21 protein-coding genes are annotated in these 23,859 nt (G+C 58.5%); 4 read left to right on the plus strand and 17 right to left on the minus strand.

Features of this window, described 5'->3' with window-relative positions:
* Positions 1-103: 103 nt before the first annotated feature.
* Positions 104-1,114 carry a zinc-binding alcohol dehydrogenase family protein gene (locus tag GFN93_RS00650; RefSeq protein ID WP_153498526.1) on the plus strand — a complete coding sequence of 337 codons (1,011 nt, stop codon included), beginning with the start codon at positions 104-106 and terminating at the stop codon, positions 1,112-1,114.
* A gap of 120 nt (positions 1,115-1,234) precedes the next feature.
* Here GFN93_RS00650 and GFN93_RS00655 read toward each other — a convergent pair whose 3' ends face one another.
* The 8 genes from GFN93_RS00655 to GFN93_RS00690 form a co-directional block, all read right to left on the minus strand.
* Positions 1,235-2,758, minus strand: a complete 1,524-nt coding sequence (locus GFN93_RS00655) for a flavin-containing monooxygenase (protein WP_153498527.1) — start codon at positions 2,756-2,758, stop codon at positions 1,235-1,237.
* A gap of 39 nt (positions 2,759-2,797) precedes the next feature.
* A complete protein-coding gene (locus GFN93_RS00660) occupies positions 2,798-3,634 on the minus strand; it encodes an SDR family NAD(P)-dependent oxidoreductase (RefSeq protein ID WP_153498528.1) in 837 nt (278 codons plus the stop codon).
* A gap of 20 nt (positions 3,635-3,654) precedes the next feature.
* On the minus strand, positions 3,655-4,593 hold the full coding sequence (locus GFN93_RS00665) for a metal-dependent hydrolase (RefSeq protein ID WP_153498529.1): 939 nt from the start codon (positions 4,591-4,593) through the stop codon (positions 3,655-3,657).
* A 269-nt stretch (positions 4,594-4,862) separates the two neighbouring features.
* On the minus strand, positions 4,863-5,426 hold the full coding sequence (locus tag GFN93_RS00670; protein WP_153498530.1) for a DUF2780 domain-containing protein: 564 nt from the start codon (positions 5,424-5,426) through the stop codon (positions 4,863-4,865).
* Between the two features lie 106 nt (positions 5,427-5,532).
* Positions 5,533-6,147 carry a trimeric intracellular cation channel family protein gene (locus GFN93_RS00675; protein ID WP_153498531.1) on the minus strand — a complete coding sequence of 205 codons (615 nt, stop codon included), beginning with the start codon at positions 6,145-6,147 and terminating at the stop codon, positions 5,533-5,535.
* A 57-nt stretch (positions 6,148-6,204) separates the two neighbouring features.
* On the minus strand, positions 6,205-7,044 hold the full coding sequence (locus tag GFN93_RS00680) for a CvfB family protein (protein WP_153498532.1): 840 nt from the start codon (positions 7,042-7,044) through the stop codon (positions 6,205-6,207).
* Between the two features lie 130 nt (positions 7,045-7,174).
* Entirely contained in the window at positions 7,175-7,711 is a 537-nt protein-coding gene (locus tag GFN93_RS00685; protein ID WP_153498533.1) for a DUF2058 domain-containing protein, read from the minus strand.
* Between the two features lie 56 nt (positions 7,712-7,767).
* A complete protein-coding gene (locus GFN93_RS00690) occupies positions 7,768-8,292 on the minus strand; it encodes a DUF4262 domain-containing protein (protein ID WP_153498534.1) in 525 nt (174 codons plus the stop codon).
* Between the two features lie 136 nt (positions 8,293-8,428).
* Between GFN93_RS00690 and GFN93_RS00695 the strand changes: the two genes are divergently transcribed.
* Positions 8,429-9,169, plus strand: a complete 741-nt coding sequence (locus tag GFN93_RS00695; RefSeq protein WP_153498535.1) for a TIGR04219 family outer membrane beta-barrel protein — start codon at positions 8,429-8,431, stop codon at positions 9,167-9,169.
* Here the strand turns inward: GFN93_RS00695 and GFN93_RS00700 are convergent, their stop codons facing one another.
* From GFN93_RS00700 to thiC, 8 genes are all read right to left on the minus strand, one after another.
* Positions 9,170-10,048 (minus strand): acyltransferase, encoded by an 879-nt coding sequence (locus GFN93_RS00700; RefSeq protein ID WP_153498536.1) that lies wholly within the window; start codon positions 10,046-10,048, stop codon positions 9,170-9,172.
* Between the two features lie 70 nt (positions 10,049-10,118).
* Positions 10,119-12,362, minus strand: coding sequence for a DNA topoisomerase IV subunit A (parC, locus tag GFN93_RS00705; RefSeq protein ID WP_153498537.1), 2,244 nt, complete (start codon positions 12,360-12,362; stop codon positions 10,119-10,121).
* Positions 12,363-12,548: 186 nt separating this feature from the next.
* Positions 12,549-14,435 (minus strand): DNA topoisomerase IV subunit B, encoded by a 1,887-nt coding sequence (parE, locus tag GFN93_RS00710; protein WP_153498538.1) that lies wholly within the window; start codon positions 14,433-14,435, stop codon positions 12,549-12,551.
* Between the two features lie 57 nt (positions 14,436-14,492).
* On the minus strand, positions 14,493-15,101 hold the full coding sequence (locus GFN93_RS00715; protein WP_153498539.1) for a YqiA/YcfP family alpha/beta fold hydrolase: 609 nt from the start codon (positions 15,099-15,101) through the stop codon (positions 14,493-14,495).
* Positions 15,102-15,367: 266 nt separating this feature from the next.
* Complete coding sequence (gene cpdA / locus GFN93_RS00720) at positions 15,368-16,174, minus strand: 3',5'-cyclic-AMP phosphodiesterase (protein ID WP_153498540.1); 807 nt, start codon at positions 16,172-16,174, stop codon at positions 15,368-15,370.
* A gap of 218 nt (positions 16,175-16,392) precedes the next feature.
* Positions 16,393-16,851: a DUF1249 domain-containing protein gene (locus GFN93_RS00725; RefSeq protein ID WP_328594078.1), complete on the minus strand. Its 459-nt coding sequence runs from the start codon at positions 16,849-16,851 to the stop codon at positions 16,393-16,395.
* Complete coding sequence (locus tag GFN93_RS00730) at positions 16,848-17,477, minus strand: NUDIX domain-containing protein (RefSeq protein ID WP_153498541.1); 630 nt, start codon at positions 17,475-17,477, stop codon at positions 16,848-16,850. Before GFN93_RS00730 ends, GFN93_RS00725 begins: the two co-directional genes overlap by 4 nt.
* Positions 17,470-19,353 (minus strand): phosphomethylpyrimidine synthase ThiC, encoded by a 1,884-nt coding sequence (gene thiC, locus GFN93_RS00735; RefSeq protein WP_328594080.1) that lies wholly within the window; start codon positions 19,351-19,353, stop codon positions 17,470-17,472. The genes GFN93_RS00730 and thiC overlap by 8 nt, the downstream gene beginning before the upstream one ends.
* 160 nt (positions 19,354-19,513) lie before the next feature.
* Here thiC and GFN93_RS00740 point away from each other — a divergent pair, with 160 nt between their 5' ends.
* Positions 19,514-20,926, plus strand: coding sequence for a TolC family outer membrane protein (locus tag GFN93_RS00740; protein WP_153498542.1), 1,413 nt, complete (start codon positions 19,514-19,516; stop codon positions 20,924-20,926).
* A 220-nt stretch (positions 20,927-21,146) separates the two neighbouring features.
* On the opposite strand, the gene waaA is transcribed toward GFN93_RS00740, so the two are convergent.
* Complete coding sequence (waaA, locus tag GFN93_RS00745; protein WP_153498543.1) at positions 21,147-22,415, minus strand: lipid IV(A) 3-deoxy-D-manno-octulosonic acid transferase; 1,269 nt, start codon at positions 22,413-22,415, stop codon at positions 21,147-21,149.
* A 90-nt stretch (positions 22,416-22,505) separates the two neighbouring features.
* On the opposite strand from waaA, the gene GFN93_RS00750 reads away from it, so the two are divergent.
* Positions 22,506-23,699 (plus strand): FAD-dependent oxidoreductase, encoded by a 1,194-nt coding sequence (locus tag GFN93_RS00750; RefSeq protein ID WP_153498544.1) that lies wholly within the window; start codon positions 22,506-22,508, stop codon positions 23,697-23,699.
* The last annotated feature ends 160 nt before the right edge of the window (positions 23,700-23,859 follow it).

Genomic DNA, 23,859 nt, shown 5'->3' on the forward strand with positions numbered 1-23,859 from the left:
CAGCAACCGCCTTACTGTGGCATAGTCTGCCCTTCAGTATGAGCCAATTAGCGCCCCATACTGTCCATCGCAACAAAGATACAACGAACCATCGGGAGAAATGATGAAAGCCATCGGGTTCAATCAACCGCGCGCCATTGATGACGTTCATGCGCTGGAAGATATCCAGCTGGATCTCCCTTCCCCAGGCCCCCGTGATCTACTGGTGTCGGTACAAGCGGTCTCCGTGAACCCCATCGATACCAAGTTGCGCCAGCGGCCGCTGGATCAGCCCGGTTATCGTGTGCTCGGCTTTGACGCCGCGGGCGTGGTCGAAGCCGTTGGCAGTGAGGTCAAGGGCTTCCAGGCAGGGGATCGAGTCTGGTATGCCGGTGCCGTGCAGCGTCAGGGCAGCAACGCCGAACATCAGTGCGTGGACGAACGTCTGGTCGCACTCAAACCCAACAGCCTGGGAATGCAGGAAGCGGCCGCGCTACCGCTGACCGCATTAACCGCCTGGGAAGCACTGGAAGATCAACTGGGCTTTTCTCCCGGTCAGTGCGAGGGCAAAACCCTGTTGGTGATTGGTGGCGCCGGAGGCGTCGGCTCCATCGCCATTCAGCTGGCGGCGCGGCACTTTGGCTTGCGAGTCATTGCCACTGCTGGCCGGGAAACCTCTGCCAACTGGTGTGAAGCCATGGGAGCCCATGCGTTGGTGGACTATCGCCAGCCGCTGGTACCGCAGCTGGAAGCTCTGGGGGTCCCCCAGGTGGATGGCATCTTCATCACCCAGAATCTGGACGACTACTGGCAAGCCGCCTGCCAGGCCATTGCTCCGCTGGGGAGCATCTGCGCCATCGTCGATGCCCGCGGTCCGCTGGACCTGAACCCGCTCAAGCCCAAGAGCGCCCGTTTCAGCTGGGAGTTCATGTTTACCCGCGCCATGTTCGCACAGGACATGCAGCGCCAGGGGGACATCCTCAAGCAGCTTGCCGGGCTGGTGGACGCTGGCACCATCCAGACCACCCTCAGCGAAGGCATCGGCGCCATCAACGCGACCAATCTGAAAGCCGCCCACAAGCGGCTGGAAGAAGGTAGCACCATTGGCAAGCTGGTGTTGGCGGGCTGGGAATAAAGATGAGCTTCAAGCTGCAAGCAACAGGACGAGGATAAAGCCCGATGATGTTGCAGGGCCGTACCCGCGACCCGATTTCGGCTCGCGTTGTAGCTTGAAGCTTCTAGCTCGCTTCTGCTTTTATGCCGCGTTCTGTTTTTCCTTCACGCCGTACTGCACATCGTAATCCGGCAGCGCAAAGTCACTCAGGCGCTTCTTGAGCTCCGCCAGCGACCAGGGCCAGGCAGCGAAGTTGCGGCCGTTCTGATCCAGGTAGTAGCTCTTGCAGCCCCCGCTGTTGAAGACCGTCCCCTTCAGGTGCTTCTGTACTTTTTCATTGTGACGCTGCAGCACACCGGGATTAATGGTGAGACGTGAAATCCCCTCGGCCTTGATCTTCTTCAGGCCATCGATGATGTAATCCAGCTGGGCTTCAGCAAGCCCGATAAAGGAGTCATACACCAGCACATTGGGCCCCAATACCAGGAAGGCATTGGGCACATCTTTCATGGTGGCGCCCAGATAGGCTTCAGGCGAGGTGTCTTTCCACAAATCAGACAGGCGCTCGCCATTGGCATTGATCACTTTGCGGCCGATAGGCGGGTGAGAAACTTCAAAACCGGTACCCCAGATGATCACATCCACTTCGTGTCGTTCGCCGTTGGCAGCAATGACCGTGTTGCCATCGACTTCCACAAGACCATGCGGAATCAGGTTGGCATTGCTCGCCTGCAGGGCCGGATAGTAATTGTTGGCAAACAGGATGCGCTTGCAGCCGAGGGTAAAGTCCGGCGTGACTGCCTTGCGCAGAGCCTTGTCTTTCACCTGAACCCGCAGCAATTGTTTGGCAGCCGAACTCACCGGCTTCAGTGCCACAGGATTACGCAAGCCGAAGTTGATCACGTTCAGGGACTGGGCCACGGCTTTTCGCCAGGTCTTCTGGATGATCGGCAGTTTGTCGATCACCTGCTTGCTGGTGTCGCCCAGGTTCATATCCGGCTTGGGCAGCACCCAGGGCGCGGTGCGCTGGAACACGTGCAGCTCTTTCACCTTCGGCTGAATCTGCGGCACAAACTGAATCGCAGAGGCACCGGTGCCGATGACCGCCACACGCTTGCCGGCGAGGTCATAGTCATGATTCCACTTGGCGGAGTGAAACATCTCACCCTTGAAACTTTCCAGCCCCGGCAAATTGGGAATCTGGGCTTCTGTGATGGGGCCAGTAGCAAAGACCACGGTACGTGCCAGTGTCTGGGAGGTCTTGCCATTAGAGGTAATATCCAGCACCCACACATGGCGCGACTCATCCCACTGGGCGTTGTCGAGTTCGGTGCCGAACTCGATCAGCTCCTCAATCCCAAACTCCTTGCTGACCTCTTCCAGGTACGCCAGGATTTCCGGCTGTCGGGCAAACAGGTGGCTCCACTTGCTGCTCGGCGCAAAAGAGAAGGAATACAGGGAGGACGGTACATCACAGCCGCATCCCGGATAGGTATTCTCACGCCAGGTTCCGCCGACACGGTGGGCTTTCTCGATGATTCTGAAATCGTGGTAGCCTTCCTTCTTCATTTTGTAGGCGGCACAAATACCGGAAATGCCTGCCCCGACGATAAAACTGTCGTAAATTCTCGGCTCAGTCGCCTTGTTCTTTTTTGCAGCTGCCATAAGAAAAAACCTCAATACGTTTCATGCCCCGCTGAGGGCTCACTTCACAAACCGGTAGGAAAAGCCAAGGAAGTCGGCATACAGGTTTGGCGATACACGCTTCATCATCCAGAACAATTTCGCGTCCACTTGCGGGGTGGTGTACAGCTCCCCCTTATCGAGACGGTTCAGGGTCAGCTCGGCCACCGAGTCGCTAGTCGTCATGGCGTAGTTCATTAGCGCATGGTCAGCCAGCTTCGAGTAACGGTCCGGAATACGGCCGTCCTTGATGATGTTGGTGGGCACCAGGGTCGGGCACAGCACATTGACCTTGATGTTGTCTCTCTTCAGCTCGGCATAGAGCGTTTCAGACAAGGCTCGCACACCGGCCTTGGTCACGTTGTAGGCGCTCATTTCCGGAGCCGCAGTGTAAGAGGCGGCAGAGGCCACATTAATGATCGCGCCTCGCCCCTGCTTCTTGAAGCCGGGCACAAAGTAATGACAACCATGGACCACACCCCACAGGTTCACGTCCATTGCCCACTTCCAGTCTTCCAGGCTCAACTCTTCAAACTTGCCACCGATACCCACGCCGGCATTATTGATCACCAACGTCACCGGGTTACCCAGCAGCTTTTCCGCCTGGTCTGCCAGCGACTCAACCTGCTCTGCCTTGCCCACATCGCAAGACACCGCAAAGGCGGTGCCGCCGGCTTTTTCAATCAGGGCCACCGTTTCTTCGGCGCTTTCCAGTTTCAGGTCGGCACACACGACAGCGCTGTTACGCCTGGCCAGTTCCAGTGCAAAACTGCGGCCAATGCCACTGCCCGCCCCCGTGACCACGGCATAGCCGTTGTAGCTCGCCTTGTTGGAACGAAATTTGAGAATATTCAGCATCACTTTCTACCTATTCAGGTTCAGGCGCGTTTGCCCGGAATAAATTCCTTGGTCATATAAGGCGTCAGCAGACCGGTTTCCGGGTGCAGCAGCTTCTCCTTGTAGTACTCCAGGTAAGCGCTGGTATCGTGATCACTGGGATGAAAATCACGACGCAGGTAATCCAGGGTGTGCTTGATGGTGCTGCCGAACACGCCTTCTCTGGGCCCGGCCAACACGGCCAGACTCCGTCTCACATCCTTCCAGTAGCTCGGGCGCAACAGATTGGAGGGCTTGCGAAAGACCGGAATCAAGGAGCCCCCCAGCGGCACCAGGAAGAAAATGGTGAATGCCGCCAGCGCGAAACCACGCATGCGCAGGCCGTAGTCACCGGACAATTCCTGGAACACATCGTAGGCAATATCCTTGTGCTCTGACTCTTCCAGCATGTGCCACATCCACAGGGCACGCTGCTTCTCGTCGTGGGATTCATAGAAGATGTCTTCGTGCTTCATCATGTATTCCGCCAGCACCGCAGTGAAATGCTCGATGCCCGCCATCAGCGACAGCTGCATGCGGTTGGACAATTTCTTGAAACCCAGCTCGAAGACCCGGTCCGCCAGGAAGCGATAGAAGTTCACCGGGTAACGATGCTTCGCCAGCACGTCGTTGAACTCGTTGTGCATCTTGGAATGAATCGCTTCCTGACCAATCAGGGCGGTCACCAGACGCTTCAGTTCCGGATCCTTGACGAATTGACGGTGATAACGGGCGGTATCAATTACCAGATCTTCGCCATAGGTCAGGAAGATAGACAGGGCCTCGAAATAGGCGCTGGCCAGTTCGGTGTTGCGGAAGAAGGTATCGTCCAGTTCCCTGGCGTCGAACTGGAAGTCCATATGGCGAATCGGTACTTCCGGTCTTTCGCCTGTAGCAGGGGCTGTTTTCGGTACATACTGATGAATCGTTGCGGTTGTCATTGCGGCTCACCATCCTCTGAAAGGCACACGGCAAGCGGGTTTCAGACCAAGTCAGACCACCCGCCAACTGTTACATTGATTGATGGCAACAATAAAGCAAACGCTCGTTCGGATTCAATTCGGGTTAATGGATGCCAGATGCCGGACGCCGGATGCCTGACGCGACAGACCTCGCAGCCCCGGCGCAGATCAACGTCTGCACCGGGATCGAGTCAGCAAGATCTAGTGTTTGGATTTTGGTGTCAGACAGTAGCGCCCTACACCCGGAATTACTCTGCCGGTGAGCTGACGCCCCACAGGCCACCGAGGCTGTCCAGCACGGTGCCGGCCACGCCTTCACCACCGAGAAAACCGAGGATCTTGGGGGCAAACTGGCTGATCATGTCCGGGCTCAGGCCAAGGGCGCCAAACGCTTTGGTAACACCTTCCAGGCTGGAGATGTTGCCGAGCATGCTGCTCGCCATGCCGCCACCTTCACCGCCCAGCAGCGAATCCAGCCCAGGGACCTTGGACAAAATGCCGCTGAACTGATCGGCAGACAGATTGTTCTGTGCCATGGCCAGCAAGGCTCCGGCTCCGCCGGCCGCTTGCTGCTGGCTAACGCCCAGATCCGTGGACAGGCTGTCCACCAGGGCTTGTGCCTCGCCTCTCACCGTCACACCGCTGTCCATGGTCTGGCTGGCCTTATCAATGCCTTCGTCTGCTTTTTTCGACGCGCTGTCCATGGCACTGTTGGCCGTGTCTGTCAGCTTCCTGAAATCAAACGCCTGAGCCTGGCCACAGATAGCCACACCCAGTGCGGCACTCATCACGATCGTCATCACCTTGTTCATATTCTCTCCCTGTAGATAATCCATATTCGTTAAAAATCAGCACACGCGCCGGCGCGGCAATGGCCTGACGCCAGACGGTGTGGCCCCAGGTATCCAGCATCCTCAGTCAGTCACCCGGCACATTGTATTCGAAGCGTGGCAAATGCCACTCAAACCGCAATGCCAGCAGCCTCACGGTAAAGCCACTCAGCACGGTGATCGGCACCGCCAACCAGTCCGGCACCATGAAATGCAACAACACCAGATAGAGCGCCGCCGCGCCGAGCGACACCACCGCATACAGTTCTTTCTGGAATACCAACGGCACCCGGTTGCACAGCAGATCGCGAATCACCCCGCCGAACATACCAGTGATCAACCCTGCCAATGCCGCGATGGGCGCACCCAGCCCCATGCCTATGGCGATCTTTGCCCCGATAACGGTAAAGGCCATCAGGCCAAGTGCATCCAGCACCAGAAACAGGTAGCGAAGACGGGACATGAAAGGCGCAATCCAGGTGGTTATCAACGCCGCCAGCGTGGTGAGCAAAAGGTATTCCGGATGGGCAACCCAGGTAAGGGGATAGTGGCCAAGCAGGATGTCACGCACAGAGCCGCCACCAAAGGCCGTCACCGTGGCGATCATCACGACGCCAAACAGGTCCATCTTCAGCCGGCCTGCCGCCAGCGCACCGGTCATGGCTTCCGCGGTAATTCCAATCAGATACAGCGTTAACAGCATGCGCCCTCCGTGGCGACGCTCCCATGCCTGGCAATCAGGGCATGAAAAAAGAAGGGGTCAGACCAGACGAATGCGGTCCTTTTCAATCACGATCTTGCGTGCCTTGTAGAGGCCACCGATGGCCTGTTTGAAGGCATTCTTGCTGCAACGGAACGTGGCGAAGATGGCCTCCGGGGCACTCTTGTCTCCCAACGGCAACTCGCCGCCAGACTGCTCCAGCGCGGCAACAATCTGCTCACTCAGCGCATCACTTTTGGCCGCACCAGGAGGATTCAGCGACAGGCTGAGCTTGCCATCCTCACGCAGCCGCTGCACATAGCCTGTGACTCGTTGACCATGCTTGAGCGGTGCACGCAGTTCCTGACGGGCAATCATGCCCCAGTAGCGATTATTCACCACCATTTTCCAGCCCAGATCCGTTTCCCGGGCCGCGATCAGTGACACTTCATCACCCTGCTGAAACTCATCGCAGGTATCTTTCATGAACCGGTCCAGCTTGGCACTGGCCAACAGACGACCTTCACGATCGGTGGTCACGATCACCAGAGCTCGCCCCCCGGGACGCAGAGGCCCGGTCTGCTCGGCAAACGGCAGCAGCAAATCCTTGGGCATACCCCAATCCAGAAAAGCACCCAGTTTGCTGGTAGAGACCACACCCAGGGTAGCCACTTCACCACGCTGCACCTTGGGTGCCTTCACCGACGCCATGATGCTGCCCTGGCCATCGTTATAGAGTGTCACCAACACACTGTCACCTGGCGCCAAATCGCCGGCTTCGCGGCTCGGCAACAACACATCACCCAGACTGCCACCGTCCAGCAACAGGCCATTGCGCACCGCGCGAATCACTTCCAGCGAGTAGCGACGCCCCAGCGTCAAAGAGGAAGATGCCGTCATATCAATGCCTGTTACCAGATAGTGATGGCCAGTTTTTACCCCGGCCAGATTCGCGCTCGAGACGGTCAGCGTACTCAGCCAGCCATTCTTTAGCGTGTTGCATGTTGCGGGATGCGTGCAGCATCGCTCTCTACCACATCAGGTCATCAGGGATCGGGAAATCCTTGTAGGGATCATCCTCGTCTACACCCTGATTGCCGCGCTCATTGAGCAGCAGTATCACCTGCTCGTCGCGCTGGTGGATTTTTTCCGCCACCACAGTGGGTACCAGCTCATAGCTGTCGCCCAGCGCCACGATGGCGACCTGCCCACGCTCCAGCAACTGTTGCTGCTTGGCGGTGACCCAGGCTTTCTTGATCTTCTTGTCCTGCACAAACTGGTAAGCCACATCGCCATGGCTGCGATCGAGACGGCTCTGCTCGATCATTTGCTTGATCTGCGCAGCAATTTCCTTCTTTTCTCGCTCGGCCTTGCGCTGGGCTTCCAGCTGACGATCCGCTTCTGCCTTTTCCTCGCGCAAACGACGCGCGCGCTCAGCGGGATCTTCCAGTTCAATCTCGCCACGCTTGGCCTTGTTGACCTCTTCGCGCTTCTGCTGCTTGGCCTTGCGTGCTTTCTTCTTGTCAGCCAGGCCGGCTTTCATCAATTGTTCCTGAAGGGAGCTCATGGTGTCTCTCGCTCAATCGGTAACTTGGCTAATCAAACAGGGGGACGGGGCCCACCCTAGGTTCGGGTCAGGGGCGTTGCCGGCGGCGGCCCCAGTAATGGCTGCGCACGGCGAAAACGGGCATCGTAACCGGGCTGCCAGGGGAAAACGCCCTTGGGGTCCGGCCAGACCATCTGCAAGGCCGGATAGGGGGCTGGCAGACTCTGGTAGAACCAGTTGGCGAACCCCAGATATTCGTTGTAGTGGGGGAACGCCACGGGCAGGAACATCACCTCGAGACCATCGGCAATATCGTTGTAAAGACGATAAGGCTGATAGGGTTTGTTCAAACCCCGAATGCGAACAGCGGCACTGTCCAGCAAACGGCTGGCCAGGGCGTCCTTCAGGCCCACCACGATCAACTCCGGGTGGTTCAGGTTGAGGAAGTGCCCCACACTGAAGGTGTAGCCGGGTTGGCCATCGCCACCACTGACGGCGAAGTGATGCCAGCCCTTGCGCTGGATATCACCGAGCAGGGCTTCATCTTCCCCATCCTCCGGGGCCGGATAGCGGAATTTTCCTGGCATTTCATCGAGAAACATGGGGCTGTCTGACTCCGTGGGGTGAACACCCAAGGGTGAAATTCTGTGGCCAGTTTAACAGAAACACAGCGTGCTTGGCGCCTAAAGCACTTGCTGCGTTACACTGCAGGGCACAGTCTCTGTCCCGGGATACATCATGAAAAGAACCCTGCTTGCCACCTGCACTTTGCTAGCCAGCGCCACCCTTCAGGCCGCACCCGGCTTATCCATCTATGGCGGTGGCTATAACTGGAATACCGACTTCAACGGCACCGTCTCCTCCGGCGGCGCCAGTATCGATGTGGAACAGGACCTGGGCATGGGCAAGGCCGACCAGAGCGTCATCTGGCTGGGCATCGAACATCCCGTGCCGCTGATTCCCAATGCCCGGGTTCGCTATTTCGATCTGTATGAATCCGCGAGTAATCGTCTGCAACGCAGCTTCGTGTTCGACGACCAGGTCTACGTGGCCAGCACCCGCGTCGACAGTGAACTGGAGCTGGAGATGCTGGAGGGCACCCTCTACTACACCCCCATCGACAGCACATTGAAACTGGATGTGGGCATGACCCTTCGCCAGATTGATGGCTTCGTGCGCCTGAACAGCATTATTTCTGACGCCCGGCTGGATATTGATGAAATGCTACCCATGCTCCATGGCGCCGCGCGCCTGGAGATTCCCGGCACCGGGGCCTATGTGGGCGGCGAACTCAACGGCATCAAATACAACGGCTCGACCATGAACGACTACAATGTGCGAGTGGGCTGGCGTTCAGACTTTCTGCTCGGCGTGGAAGTCGGTTACAGCCAGATCAATCTGAATCTGGATAACGTGAGCAGGTTGACTACCGACCTGGATATGGGCGGCCCCTACCTGGCCCTGTCGCTGGGCTTCTGATCAGCCCTGCTCCTGCTGCAGGTCGGTGATCCTCTGGTCCTTTTCGTCCCAGAGATCGCTGACCCACTGCTGCACCTCTCTGCGAAACGCCGGATCTTCCTGGTAATCACTGCGCCACAGGGCCGGATTCAGCGGGCGAGTCTGCACGTCCACTACCACTCGGCTCACCCTGCCACAGAGCAGCGCCCAGAATCCCGGCGGCTTGCCCTCCGGATAGACGATCGTCACATCCAGCAACGCATCCAGGTTGTCTCCCAGTGCAGCCATCACAAAGGCCACCCCGCCCGCCTTGGGTTTAAGCAGGTGCCGGTACGGGGATTGTTGAGCCTGTTGCTTGGCCGCAGTGAAACGGGTGCCCTCCAGAAAGTTGACCACCGTCACCGGGATGCCCTGGAATTTCTCGCAGGCACGACGGGTGATTTCCAGGTCCTTGCCTTTGAGCTCGGGATGCTTGTCCAGCACCGCCTTGCTGTAGCGCTTCATGAACGGGTAATCCAGCGCCCAGAACGCCAGACCCAAAAAGGGCACCCAGATCAGCTCTTTCTTGAGGAAGAATTTGAAATAGGGGGTCTTGCGATTAAAGGTTTCCACCAACGCAGGAATATCCACCCAGGACTGGTGATTGCTGACCACCAGGTACGACGTGTCCTGGCGCAAACTCTCCACACCACGAATGTCCCAACGGGTAGGTGTCATCAGCGCAAAGATGGCTTTGCAGATTTCGGCCCAGGTTTCGGCAATCCACATTACCCACCGCGAACACAAGCGACGCCAGACCACTCCCGGGAACAGCTTGAGCAAGGCCACGATCATCATCGGACCGATCAGCACCAGAGTGTTGACCAGCAACAACAAGACTGTAGTGATACCCCTGACCATTCCCTTCCCTCTCGCCCCAGGCGACCTGCATTCCAACCAGACAAGCCGGCCCGTTCAGGCCGGCATGCCCTTACTCACCGTCCTTGCGTTCCACGGCCATGCTGTCCACGTTCTGGAATCCCCGTGGCAATTTGGCACCGCGGCGCCCACGCTCACCGTAGTAGTGTTCCAGATCAGCAGGCTTGAGCGTCAGGTGGCGTTTGCCAGCGTAAATCGTCAGCGAGTCCTGCGGACCCACCACCTGCACATCCTGAACAAACTCTTCCCGGCTCTGCACTCGGGCGGACGGCACCGACATCATCTTGTTGCCCTTGCCGCGCATCATTTCCGGCAATTCCTTCACCGGGAATACCAGCAGTCGCCCTTCATTGGAGACCAGCGCGATCAGGTCATCGCTGGTGCTGGCAATGGGCTTGGGCGCCAACACCCGGCCACCCTTGGGCACACTCAGCACCGTCTTGCCGGCCTTCTTGTTGGCCAGCATATCGGCGTAGCGCACTACAAACCCGTAGCCCGCATCGGTGCTCATCAGGTAGGCATCCTTGTCTTTGCCCATCACTGCCGCCACAAAGCTGGCTCCGGAGGGCGGACTCACCCTGCCAGACAGCGGCTCTCCCTGACCACGGGCGCTGGGCAGCGTATGGGCTGGTAGCGAGTAGCTGCGCCCCGTGCTGTCGAGGAAGCACACCGGCTGGTTGGATTTACCCCTGGCCGACGCTTTGTACTTGTCACCCGCCTTGTAGCTGAGGCCCTCCACATCCACATCGTGTCCTTTTGCCGCACGCACCCATCCTTTCTCGGAAAGCACAACGGTAACCGGATCAGCGCTGACCAGATCCGTCTCATCCAGCGCAGAAGCGGCATCTCGCTCAACCAGCGGGGAACGACGGTCATCGCCATATTTTTCTGCGTCTTCCTTGAGCTCTCTGGCCACCAGATTCTTCATCTTGGCGGTGGAGCCCAGCGTGGCTTCCAGCTTTTCGCGCTCTTCGTTGAGCTCGTCCTGCTCGCCACGAATCTTCACTTCCTCAAGCTTGGCCAGGTGGCGCAATTTCAGTTCAAGGATGGCTTCTGCCTGAATGTCGGTAATACCGAAGCGCTCCATCAGCACAGGCTTGGGCGCATCTTCGGTACGGATGATATGAATGACTTCATCAATATTCAGGAAGGCGACCAACAGACCTTCGAGGATATGCAGTCGATCCAGCACCTTGTCCAGACGGTGCTGAAGACGGCGGCGCACAGTAACCATGCGGAACTGCAGCCATTCATTGAGAATGGTATCCAGGCTCTTCACCTGCGGCCGGCCATCAATGCCGATCATGTTCAGGTTAACCCGGTAATTCTTTTCCAGATCTGTGGTGGCGAACAGGTGACTCATCAGCTGTTCCACATCCACCCGATTGGAGCGAGGGGTGATCACCAGGCGCGTGGGATTCTCGTGATCAGATTCATCGCGAAGATCGCTGACCATGGGCAGCTTCTTCTTGTTCATCTGGTCGGCGATCTGCTCCAGCACCTTGGCACCAGACACCTGGTAAGGCAGTGCCGTTACCACGATATCGCCGTCTTCACGCTCATACACCGCGCGCTGCTTCAAAGAGCCCTTGCCCTCGGCATACATGCGAATGATGTCGTTCTGCGGCGTAATCACTTCGGCTTCCGTGGGGAAGTCCGGCCCCTGAATGTACTGCATCAGATCATCCAGCGAAGCACCGGGATCTTTCAGCAGATGAATACAGGCATTGGCCACTTCACGCAGGTTGTGCGGCGGAATATCCGTACTCATCCCCACCGCAATACCGGTGGTGCCATTGAGCAGCACATTGGGCAACCGGGCCGGCAGCAACTTGGGCTCGTCCATGGTGCCGTCGAAGTTCGGTACCCACTCCACCGTGCCCTGGCCAAGCTCGGACAACAGTACTTCCGCATAGGGCGCCAGTTTGGATTCGGTGTAACGCATGGCCGCAAAGGACTTGGGATCATCCGAGCTACCCCAGTTACCCTGGCCATCCACCAGCGGATAGCGGTAACTGAACGGCTGCGCCATCAACACCATGGCCTCATAACAGGCGGAGTCACCATGGGGGTGGTACTTACCCAGCACGTCACCCACCGTACGGGCAGACTTCTTGTACTTGGCGGTGGCCTTGAGGCCCAGCTCGCTCATGGCGTAAACAATACGCCGCTGTACCGGCTTGAGACCGTCACCGATATTCGGCAACGCCCGGTCGAGAATCACGTACATGGAATAATCCAGGTACGCTTTTTCGGTGTATTCCCTTAAGGGAAAACTTTCAAATTCATCAGCCATAGGGACTCGCTAGCTCTTATGCTGGACGCCTGATGCCTGACGCTGGACGCTTGGCCGGAGTGGATCCGCAAGCCTTGGCGCCTACCATCAAATGCCCAGTTTATTTCCGTAATTTTTTTAAAACTTCGACCTCGCAGCCGGCGCCAGGCGGTTAATGCCCGGTGCCCGGAGTCAAACGTTTCGCGGTTATATCTCTGCCAGATTCCCTTTCTCTTCCAGCCACACCTTGCGATCAGACGCACGCTTCTTGCTGAGCAGCATATCCATCAGCTGATGGGTCTCATCGTCGCTACTGATCGACAGGCGAACCAGGCGGCGGGTATCCGGTGCCATGGTGGTTTCACGCAACTGGAGCGGGTTCATTTCACCTAGCCCCTTGAAGCGGGTAACGTTGACCTTGCCGCGTTTTTTCTCGGCCTTGATACGATCCAGCACGCCATCGCGCTCATCCTTGTCGAGGGCGTAATAGACATCCTTGCCCACATCGATTCGGTACAGCGGCGGCATGGCCACAAACACATGGCCGTGTTTTACCAGGGCCGGGAAATGTCGCAGGAACAGGGCGCAAATCAGCGTGGCGATGTGCAAACCGTCGGAGTCCGCATCGGCAAGGATGCACACCTTGCCGTAACGCAAGCCGCTCAGATCATCGGAACCCGGCTCAATACCCAACGCCACGGCGATGTCATGAATTTCCTGACTGCCCAGCACTTCGTTGGAATCCACCTCCCAGGTATTCATGATCTTGCCGCGCAACGGCATGATCGCCTGGAAAACCCGCTCGCGCGCCTGCTTGGCGGAGCCCCCGGCCGAATCCCCTTCCACCAGAAAGATTTCACTCTGGGCGGGATCATCGCTGGTGCAGTCTGCCAGTTTGCCGGGCAGCGCCGGACCACTAGTGACTTTTTTCCGGGTGACTTTCTTGGCGGCACGCAGACGTTTCTGGGCATTGTTGATGCACAGGTCCGCCAGCTTTTCCGCTTCATCGGTGTGCTGATTCAGCCACAACGAAAACGCATCTTTCACTACCCCGGACACAAACGCCGCCGTCTGACGGGAACTGAGGCGTTCCTTGGTCTGCCCGGCAAATTGAGGGTCCTGCATTTTCACGCTGAGTACATAGGCAGCGCGGTCCCAGATATCCTCCGGTGACAGCTTCACGCCACGGGGTAGCAGGTTACGGAATTCACAGAACTCGCGCATGGCGTCCAGCAGCCCGGAACGCAGTCCGTTCACGTGGGTCCCCCCCTGGGCCGTGGGGATCAGGTTCACATAGGATTCCTGCACCAGCTCGCCGCCTTCAGGCAACCACATCACCGCCCAGTCCACCGCTTCGGTCTCGGCACTCATGGCGCCATTGAACGGCTCTTCGGGCACACGCTCCCAGCCAGTGGACGATTCCAGGAGGTACTCGATCAGGCCGTCTTCAAACTGCCAGGTTTCGGTTTCGCCATTGAGCTGGTTTTCCAGGATCACTTTCAGGCCGGGACACAGCACCGCCTTGGCGCGCAACAGATGCTTCAGGCGTGAAACCGAAATTTTCGGCGAGTCGAAGTAGGAGGGATCAGGCCAGAAGCGCAGGATCGTGCCGGTGTTGCGCTTGCCCACCGTGTCCACCACCTCCAGCTCACTGCGTTTTTCGCCGTCACCGAACTCGATGCGATGCAGCTGGCCATCGCGCTTCACCAGCACTTCCAGCTTGGTGGAGAGGGCGTTCACCACGGACACACCCACCCCGTGCAGACCACCACTGAACTGGTAGTTGTTGTTGGAGAATTTGCCGCCGGCATGAAGGGTGGAGAGGATCACTTCCACGCCCGGTTTTTTCTGTACGGGATGCATGTCCACCGGCATGCCGCGGCCATCATCTTCCACTTCCACACCGCCATCCTTGAACAGGACGACCTTGATGGTCTTGGCGTGCCCGGCCAGGGCTTCATCGACAGAGTTGTCGATTACTTCCTGGGCAAGGTGGTTGGGGCGGGTGGTATCGGTGTACATGCCGGGGCGTTTGCGCACCGGCTCCAGGCCCGACAAAACTTCAATATTTTCGGACGTATAATTATTGGTCATAAAATTCTCAAAAGCGCCGGACGGATGATGCCCGACGCCAGACGCAAACTCGGTACGTCAGGCGTTCGGCGTCTCGCCCCCAGCATGTATTTCCAGGCCACAAAACCGCAGTATCAGCGGTATGAAGGCGTCAAAGTTATCAAAGCCGTGGCTTCCACCCAAGCCGCAATAGCGGTGGCAGTCGCCATAGTAGTCCCAGCCATCCTCCCAGTTCAGGGTTTCATCCCCGGTCTGGGTCAGCAGCAGCAGGTTTTCAGGCTTGCTGATGGCAGGCACTTCATAGCGTTTCAGCACATCGATCCAGGCGGGATCAAACTCCCAGGCCTCACCGGTGTGATAGTTATGCTGGATACCTGTGTATTTGTCCAGTAGTAGCCAGGGGCGAACGGCAGGATTCACCACCACCGCCTTGAGATCATGGTGCTCCGCCAGCCAGGTGGCATAGAAACCGCCCAGTGACGAACCCAGCAAGGCCACCGGCCCGGCCGATGCAATGGCCGCGTCCAGTTCCGCCATGGCCTGCCGCGGCGAGGGCGGCAACGCAGGCGTGATCAAACGTTCCGCACAACCGGCTCGCTCAAACACGTCACGAAGCAGACCCGCCTTGTGGGACGCGGGGGAACTGTTGAAGCCGTGGATGTAGATGAGGGAGGTTTCTGGCGCCATGAGATCGCATCCGCAACAGTGAACAGTGAACAGTGAACAGTGAACAGTGAACAGTGAACAGTGAACAGTGAACAGTGAACAGTGAACAGTGAACAGTGAACAAGGCTGCCCGACCGGCACACCCTGTCAAGCTTTATCCGGTTTTTCCCTTGTTTTTAAAGGCATGAGGCCGCGCCCAACCTCTGGGCGCGGCCTCTATCCTTGCAGATCACATACCGCGCTAACGCGACGCTCTTAACTGTTCACTGTTAACTATTAACTGCCTTTCAGTAGCCCTTGACGCTGAAATCCACTTCAAAGGTAATGCCTTCCACGCGGCTGACGCCGGTGTCGATACTGCCGTCAGGGTAAAGATCCAGCCAGCGGTAACCGGGGTTGGTGTCGTCCACGGCAAAATCTTCGCTGCCGGGCTTGAACTGCACGCAGGTACTGGGCACCGCCAGAAGACGCACTCCGTTCCGCTCGCTGTCATATTCCTGGTGCACATGCCCCCAGATGATGGCACGCACGCGGGTATGCCGGTCGATCACATCGAAGAACTTGTCGGCGCTCCCCACCAGCTGGGTATCCAGCCAGGCACAATCCATGGGCACCGGATGATGGTGCAGGCAAACCATCACATGCTCGCCTTTGGCATTGCGCAGGGCGTTATCCAGAAACTTGAGATCTTCGTCAAACAACTCGCCGGGCACTTCGCCGGGAATGGTGGAATCCAGCATGACAATGGTCCACGCGTCCTGCTCCAACACGCAGGGACTCATGCGATCGCGCTGGGCGTGCAACGCCTCCAGCATGGGCGCTGGCTTGTCGTGATTGCCTTCGAGCCAGTATACCGGCACCTGGAAGGTGCTCAGGGCATCATCCAGTCGCTGATAAGATTCGAAGGAAGCATCCTGGGACAAATCCCCGGTAGCCAGAATCAGATCCGGATTCGGCTGCTCCTTGCGAATGAGCTCAAGTACCTTGTCGAGGCTGAACTGGGTATTAAGGCCCAACAGCTTGCCGCTAACGTCGGCAAACAAGTGGCAGTCTGATAACTGCACAATTCGAAGGGGCTGCAACTGCTGCGTCAAATCCCCACTCCCGTGACCATACTCTTGTGTTCCCTATACAGGGGAGGCCAACCCTCCCTGGCGTCCCCGTTACGCCGTCAGGCCGTTTTTACGACCTATACATTATTCTTATAACCAAGATGATGTCACTTTACTAGGCAACAAATCTCAGACCCTGAAATGGTTACCAATTCTCCACAATTGATACCGTCAGTGGTTGCTCAGCGGCGCAATCCGTGTCAGTCACCGGAGACCTGCTGGCGCCATGTCTGGCCAGCATCACGACCATGGTCGTGCACATGACGCAGCCACTCCGCCAAAAAACGGTTCCATTGGGCTTTCTCGTCACGCTGATGCATATGGCGGTTGGGGTAGGAATAACGGGCACTGACCCGCCGGAAAGGGCGCGCCTCGGTGACTTCTGCCAACCGGGCATCATGATATAGCCGTACAGTTAACCGCGAGGCAGGCAGCACCGCCAGCAACTCCTGGTCTTCCAGGCGAACCGTCGTCGTGTAGGGGGAGCGCTCCAGCACCCGCAGGTGGAGCGTGTGCGGATGATGCTCATGCCCCAGCTCCACCGCCAGGCTGTCGTTATCACCCAGCGCCTTCATGAGCGGCATCATGCGCGCATAGTTCTCCTCGCACTGGGTCATCAATGCGCGAAAATCCAGACGATAACGCCCTCGCCGGGTCACGACTGTCCCCAGCGGGCATCCAGTTCAGCACGATGCAGTAGCAACCACTGCAGGGCAATCAGGCTGGCCGCATTATCCACCAGTCCGGATTCCAGCAGCGCCGGAATCTGTTCCACCGGTACCGTCAGGGCGCGAATATCCTCGCCCTCCTCGGGACAACCGAAGATACCGCCGGCGCCTTCCAGATCCGCCTGCCCGACGAATACATGCAGACGCTCATCGGTGCCACCCGGGCTGGGCATATACTGCGCCACGGTTTCCATGGCACCCAGCGTCAGCCCCCCTTCTTCCACGGCTTCACGACGGATGAGATCTTCCGCGCTTTCTCCTTCCTTGTCCGCCAGGCCGGCAATCAACTCCAGACACCACGGTGAGGCTCGCCACTCCAGCGCACCGACACGAAACTGCTCTACCAGCAGGATTTCGCCACGCACCGGATCGTAGGGCAGCACTGCCGCAGCCCTGGGGCGAACAAACAGCTCACGGCGAATGGGCTTGCCCCAGCCACCTTCATACTGGCGGTGGCGCAGGGTCAGGGCATCGACGCGGAAGAAACCCTGGAACGGGGTTTCCCGCTCCAGGATTTCCACATCATCCTGGCTGAAGCGCGGCTCGATATCAGTCATTGGCTTTGTGATACAGGGCACTGCCCTGCTCGCGGAATTCCCGTGACTTTTCTTCCATGCCGGCTTCGGCGTCAGCCTGCTGCACCTGGGCCTTGCCGTCCCCGTAGGTTTCGCGGACTTCCTGGCTGATTTTCATGGAGCAGAACTTCGGACCACACATGGAGCAGAAATGCGCCACCTTGTGCGCCTGCTTCGGCAGCGTCTCATCGTGGAACTGGCGGGCACGATCCGGATCCAGACCCAGATTGAACTGATCTTCCCAGCGGAATTCGAAACGCGCCTTGGAAAGGGCGTTGTCACGAATCTGTGCGCCAGGATGCCCCTTGGCCAGATCCGCCGCGTGGGCAGCAATCTTGTAGGCAATAATGCCTTCCTTCACGTCTTCCCGATTCGGCAGCCCCAGGTGCTCCTTCGGGGTCACGTAGCAAAGCATGGCCGTGCCATACCAGCCGATCATGGCCGCACCAATGGCGCTGGAAATATGGTCATACCCCGGCGAGATATCCAGAGTCAGCGGACCAAGCGTATAGAACGGCGCTTCACCACAGTGCTCCAGCTGCTCATCCATGTTGGCCTTGATCATGTGCATGGGCACATGGCCGGGCCCCTCGATCATTACCTGTACGTCGTGCTTCCAGGCGATCTTGGTGAGCTCACCCAGAGTGCGCAGCTCGCTGAACTGGGCTTCGTCGTTGGCATCGGCAATGGAGCCGGGACGCAGACCATCGCCGAGACTGAAGGTCACATCGTAGGCCTTCATGATCTCGCAGATGTCTTCAAAATGGGTGTAGAGGAAGTTCTCTTTGTGGTGCGCCAGGCACCACTTGGCCATGATCGAGCCACCACGGGACACAATGCCGGTGACGCGGTTGGCGGTCATGGGCACATAGCGCAACAGCACGCCAGCATGGATGGTGAAGTAACTCACACCCTGCTCCGCCTGCTCGATCAGCGTGTCGCGGAAAATCTCCCAGGTCAGGTCTTCGGCAATACCGTTCACTTTCTCCAGCGCCTGATAGATAGGCACGGTACCGATCGGTACCGGGGAGTTGCGCAGGATCCACTCACGGGTCTCGTGAATATTGTCGCCGGTGGACAGGTCCATCACCGTATCGCCACCCCAGCGGGTCGCCCAGGTCATCTTGGACACTTCTTCCTCGATGGAAGACGTCACTGCAGAGTTACCGATATTGGCGTTGATCTTGGTGAGGAAGTTGCGGCCGATGATCATCGGCTCAATTTCCGGATGGTTGATGTTCGCCGGGATCACAGCACGACCACGGGCCACCTCATCACGGACAAACTCGGGGGTGATTTCCGGAGGAATCGCCGCGCCGAAGTTTTGTCCGGGGTGCTGGCTGGCTGACAGACCGGAATCACGCTGCTCTTGCAGACGCTGGTTTTCACGGATCGCCACGAACTCCATTTCCGGAGTGATGATGCCCTGGCGGGCATAGTGCATCTGGGAAACATTCTTGCCCGCTTTGGCGCGCAGCGGAGTACGCACATGCTCAAAGCGCAATCCGGCAACTTTCACGTCCACAGCCCGCTTTCGACCATATTCACTGGTCAGACCGGGCAGTTCCTCGGTATCATCTCTTTCCTGAATCCAGTTCAGACGAATTGGCGCCAAGCCTTTGCGGACATCAATTTGCACATCCGGGTCAGTATAGGGCCCGGAAGTATCGTAAACCGTCACCGGCGGGTTATCCTCGAACTTCCCGTCCGCCAGCGGTGTCGGATCCTGGCGGATCTCGCGCATGGGCACCCGGATATCCTCACGGGAGCCAATAACATGGATTTTGCGGGAGCCGGCAATGGGCTGGCAGGATTCATCAATGGCAGTAGCCGCGATGGGGCGCTGATCGTCTGGCACGTCGGCCTCCAGATATATTAGGTACGGAGAGGAATGGCGGACACTATACGCCAGCGCCCATTGGCCAAACAACCGCCTTACCGGGCCGGAAAAGCCACTATCAATTTATAAACCAGCCGGTACAATAATTGGCTGACTAGACAGGAAAGAGTGCCCCAGAATGAAGCGCAGCCCCAGCAAGACCCTTGTCCTCATGCTGACCGCCCTGGCCAGCTCAGTAAACGCCGCCGACCTGGTCGATGTGGCCAACGCCGCCTGGAGCTATGACGGCACCTGGCGCGCTGCCCGCACCAACTGGAGCGCAGACCAGCAGCTGCTGGTTCAAGGCCGCGCAGCCCTCTTTCCGACCGTCTCTGCCAGCTACGGCGTCTACGATAACGAGCGCGAAATCGAAGATATCAACCTGGACCAGAACTACGGCAGCGAGGTGAGCACCTTCACCCTGGCCCAGCCACTGTTTCGCGTTGACGCCTGGTACGGCTACAAGGAAGCCAAGTCCAGCACCGATATTGCCCACGCCAATTTTGAACAGGCCCGCCAGGATTTCGTGCTGCGCGTGGCCCAGGGTTACTTTGGTGTTCTCCGGGCCTGGGATACCTGGGTGTCAGCCAAGGCCGAAGAGAAAGCTATCCGCCGCCAGCTTGAGCAGACCCAGGAACGTTTCGACGTGGGCCTGGTACCGGCCACTGACGTAGAAGAAGCGCAAGCCACCTATGACCTGACCCAGGTCAACCTGATCGTGGCGCGCCAGCAATACGAAATCGCCCGCGACCAGCTGGAAACGCTGACCGGCCAGCAGTGGGAAACACTTTCGGAATTGCAGGACGACCTGCCCATGGAAGGCCCGCAGCCTGCCAACATGAACGACTGGATCGAGAAGGCCACCTCGGAGAACCCCCAGGTCCGCGCCGCTCGCTATAACACCGAGCTGACCGAGAACACGGCCAAGCGCCAGCTCGGCACCATGATGCCGCAGGTTCAATTCATCGCCCAGTATCAGCACACCCACCTGTCTCCGGACGAAGACCCGACCCTGGCAGGCAACAACTCTTCACTGTATGACACCCAGAACCGTCAGATCGGTATCGAAGTGAGCATGCCTCTGTTTCAGGGCGGTGGACTGAACAGCCGCCGCAAGGAAGCGTACCTGCGTGCCGATGCGGCCAGCTACCAGTATGACCAGACCCTGCGCAATGCGGTGCAGCAAACCCGAAATGCCTACCGCACCGTGGAAGCCGACGCCCTGCGCATCAAGGCCCGCGAACAGGCCATCCGCTCTACCCGTTCCGCGCTGGACGCCACCCAGTCCGGCTACGAGGTGGGCACCCGTAACGTGGTCGATGTGCTCAACGCCCAGCGTGCCCTGTTCGCCGCCGAGCGTGATTACTCCAACGCCCGTTACGATTACATCGTGGATTCCCTGACTCTGAAATCCAGCACCGGTGACCTGCAACAAGGGGATCTGGCTTCAGTGAATCAGTGGCTGTCCCCCACTGAAACCCTGAACCTCTATGCGCCGGATCTGGAAGGCAAGAGCGATGAGATGATTGAAGAAAATTCAGTTAACAATTAACCGTGAAAAGTGAACAGTGCGCGTAACGCGCCAGTGTTGACTGAACGCAAAGAGGCCGCACCTGGACACCAGGTGCGGCCTCTTGTTTATGGCAGTTACGAGGTGCGAGCAACGAGTTTCTGACTTGCTGTCGCAGCTATCTGCCCCCTGGAACTACCCACCAACCCGGTAAGCGCGGCCCAGCACCTCACTTTGCCCGACCACCCCAACCCGCGCGCTGTTAACTTTTCACTGTTAGCTGTTCACTGATTAATTGCAGCCCCTTATCAAGCGCCCCGCGGTTCGCTTCAACCACTGCGGCCGCCGCGCGACCCTGCTGCCGACAGGTTGCATCATCAGCCAGGAGCGTCAGCAATGTGCCGGCCAGCTCACTCTCGTTGCTCACCACCGACAACCCGCCGGCGTCATGCAGAAGTTGCGAAATGGCCGTGAAGTTGTGCAAATGCGGACCAGTCAGCACAGGCTTTTCCCACGCTGCGGGTTCGAGCAGATTGTGGCCACCCACCGGGACCAGCGAGCCCCCCACAAACGCCAGGTCTGCCGAGCCGAACAGCATCAGCAATTCGCCCATGGTATCGGCAAGATACACCTGCACATCCGCGGGGGATTCCGCCGCACTGCGCCGGGCCACGCTCAGCCCCTGCTGTCGAATCAGACTGGCCACCTCATTGAAGCGCTCGGGGTGACGGGGCACCAGTATCAACAGGGCATCAGGCTGGCTGGCCAGCACCTGTTGGTGCGCCGCCAATACCGGCTCGTCTTCCCCCGGGTGTGTACTGGCGGCAATCCAAACCGGACGCGCGCCCATATCGGCCCGCAACGCGGCGGCCTTGCCCCGCAATGCCTCATCAAGCGTCATATCGAATTTCACGCTACCAATGGCATGCACCCGTTCAGGCCAGGCGCCCAGTGCCACATAACGCTCCGCCTCCACCGGGGTCTGCACCGCCAGCGCATCAAACTGCGCCATCATCGGTCGCACCAACCGGGGCAACTTGCTGTACCCGTGATAACTTTTTTCCGACAGGCGCCCGTTCACAAGCATCAATTTGGCACCGTGGCGCTTTACCGCAGCACACAGGTTTGGCCACAGCTCGGTTTCCAGCACCACCACCAGCTGCGGATCAAACGCCGTCATGAAACGAGTCAGGGCACCGGGTACTTCCCAGGGGCAATAGACATGAGTGACGCGATCACCAAACAGGGCCTTCACCCGCTCCGACCCGGTGGGTGTTGTGGTCGTCACCACCAGGGGGGTGTCCGGGTACTGCGCCAGCAACCGTTCGATCAGGGGCGCCGCTGCCAGGGTTTCCCCTACTGAAACCGCATGCACCCAGAGGCTGTTCTGCAAGGTATCGCGGCGATAGCCCCAGGCCATGCGCTCGGCCCAGCGTTGACGATAGGCAGGCGCCTTGCGTCCACGCAGCCACAGGCGCAGGAACAGGAAAGGCAGGAGCAGGTACCAGAGGGCAGAATAAAAAGTTCGCATAGGGCTTCTTGTGTCGGACGTCGGACGCCGGACGCCTGACGTCCGACCCGTCTATGCTAGCATAGCCGCACTGTTCAACGATGGTGGACCATGAGCAACACGACCCTGAAACCTGATGTGCTGATTTTTGGCGGCGGTATCGCCGGCCTGTGGCTGATCAACCGGCTCAACGCCGCTGGCTACCAGTGCCTGCTGCTGGAAACGGAGAGCCTCGGCGGCGACCAGACCCTGGCCAGCCAGGGCATCATTCATGGCGGCCTCAAGTATGCCCTCAGCGGCAGCCTCTCCAGCGAGTCGGAGTCCATCGCGGCCATGCCCGATCGCTGGCGCGCCGCCATGGCCGGCAACGACCCGGTGGACCTGCGCAACCTGAAGGTGCTCAGCGATACGCAGCATATGTGGTCCAGCGGCTCAGTGGCTTCGCGCATGACCAACTTCTTTGCCAGCAAGATGCTGCGCGGGCGCATCGAGAAACTGAAGCGCAACGATTTCCCTTCCGCACTGGCTGACAAGGCCTTCAAGGGCAATGTCTACAAGCTGGATGATCTGGTCATCAATACCGAATCGCTCATCGCCACCCTGAGTGCGCCGGTGCGCGAACGGCTGCTGGCCTTTGATCCCGCCAACGACCGTCTTGAATGGAATGAGCAGGGCCTGGCCAGCGCCACGGTCAACGGTGTGCGTATCGAACCTTCGCTAACGCTACTGGCCGCCGGCAACGGCAACCCGGCGCTGCTGGCCCAGGCACACAAGGCGCACTTGCTGGAAGAGGAACACAGCCAATTGCGGCCGCTGAAAATGCTGCTGGTCAAACACGATCTGGGCCACCGTCTTTACGCTCATTGTGTCGGCACCAGCAACAAGCCGGTTCTCACCGTGACCACCCATGATTGTCCGGACGGCAAGGTGGTCTGGTATCTGGGTGGCGACCTGGCGGAGCAGGGCGTGGAGCGCAGCGACGAGCAGCATTTGGCCGCGGGACGCACTGAACTGGACAAGCTGTTCCCGTGGCTGGATTTCAGCACCGCAGAACTGGCCACGCTGGATGTGGTGCGAGCCGAACCGAAACAGCAGAGCCTGGTAAAACCGGATAACGCCTATGCACGCCGTGACAAAAACCTGATTATTACCTGGCCTACCAAACTGACACTGGCCCCGGATCTGGGCGACCGTGTCATGGCACTGGTCGAAGAACACGGATTGCAGCCGGGCGAGCCCATGACAGTGCCCGCGGAACTCAAGCAGGCCCCCTTGGGCGTGCCCTACTGGCATACCTGCTTTTGATTATGCATGACTGTTGGCAGACAGTGTTTCGGGGCACGAGTATCGAAGAACTATTTCATTGTGGTTCAAGGTTTTCGAAACTTGAAACTCGTGACTCGCAGACCACTGACTCAACCTCCCCCCTGCCGCATACACTGCCCCTGAGCAGTTAAAGTAACGA

Origin of the sequence: Alcanivorax sediminis (assembly GCF_009601165.1) — a bacterium.
GTDB classification, from domain to species: Bacteria; Pseudomonadota; Gammaproteobacteria; order Pseudomonadales; family Alcanivoracaceae; genus Alcanivorax; species Alcanivorax sediminis.

Coding starts and splice junctions, on each gene's coding strand:
- GFN93_RS00675 (WP_153498531.1), bottom strand. CDS start 6,147: ATGCTGTTAACGCTGTATCTGATTGGAATTACCGCGGAAGCCATGACC.
- parE (WP_153498538.1), bottom strand. CDS start 14,435: ATGACCAATAATTATACGTCCGAAAATATTGAAGTTTTGTCGGGCCTG.
- parC (WP_153498537.1), bottom strand. CDS start 12,362: ATGGCTGATGAATTTGAAAGTTTTCCCTTAAGGGAATACACCGAAAAA.
- GFN93_RS00740 (WP_153498542.1), top strand. CDS start 19,514: ATGAAGCGCAGCCCCAGCAAGACCCTTGTCCTCATGCTGACCGCCCTG.
- GFN93_RS00715 (WP_153498539.1), bottom strand. CDS start 15,101: ATGGCGCCAGAAACCTCCCTCATCTACATCCACGGCTTCAACAGTTCC.
- GFN93_RS00670 (WP_153498530.1), bottom strand. CDS start 5,426: ATGAACAAGGTGATGACGATCGTGATGAGTGCCGCACTGGGTGTGGCT.
- GFN93_RS00685 (WP_153498533.1), bottom strand. CDS start 7,711: ATGAGCTCCCTTCAGGAACAATTGATGAAAGCCGGCCTGGCTGACAAG.
- GFN93_RS00750 (WP_153498544.1), top strand. CDS start 22,506: ATGAGCAACACGACCCTGAAACCTGATGTGCTGATTTTTGGCGGCGGT.
- GFN93_RS00690 (WP_153498534.1), bottom strand. CDS start 8,292: ATGTTTCTCGATGAAATGCCAGGAAAATTCCGCTATCCGGCCCCGGAG.
- GFN93_RS00660 (WP_153498528.1), bottom strand. CDS start 3,634: ATGCTGAATATTCTCAAATTTCGTTCCAACAAGGCGAGCTACAACGGC.
- waaA (WP_153498543.1), bottom strand. CDS start 22,415: ATGCGAACTTTTTATTCTGCCCTCTGGTACCTGCTCCTGCCTTTCCTG.
- GFN93_RS00665 (WP_153498529.1), bottom strand. CDS start 4,593: ATGACAACCGCAACGATTCATCAGTATGTACCGAAAACAGCCCCTGCT.
- GFN93_RS00680 (WP_153498532.1), bottom strand. CDS start 7,044: ATGACGGCATCTTCCTCTTTGACGCTGGGGCGTCGCTACTCGCTGGAA.
- GFN93_RS00730 (WP_153498541.1), bottom strand. CDS start 17,477: ATGACTGATATCGAGCCGCGCTTCAGCCAGGATGATGTGGAAATCCTG.
- GFN93_RS00695 (WP_153498535.1), top strand. CDS start 8,429: ATGAAAAGAACCCTGCTTGCCACCTGCACTTTGCTAGCCAGCGCCACC.
- GFN93_RS00650 (WP_153498526.1), top strand. CDS start 104: ATGAAAGCCATCGGGTTCAATCAACCGCGCGCCATTGATGACGTTCAT.
- GFN93_RS00700 (WP_153498536.1), bottom strand. CDS start 10,048: ATGGTCAGGGGTATCACTACAGTCTTGTTGTTGCTGGTCAACACTCTG.
- GFN93_RS00655 (WP_153498527.1), bottom strand. CDS start 2,758: ATGGCAGCTGCAAAAAAGAACAAGGCGACTGAGCCGAGAATTTACGAC.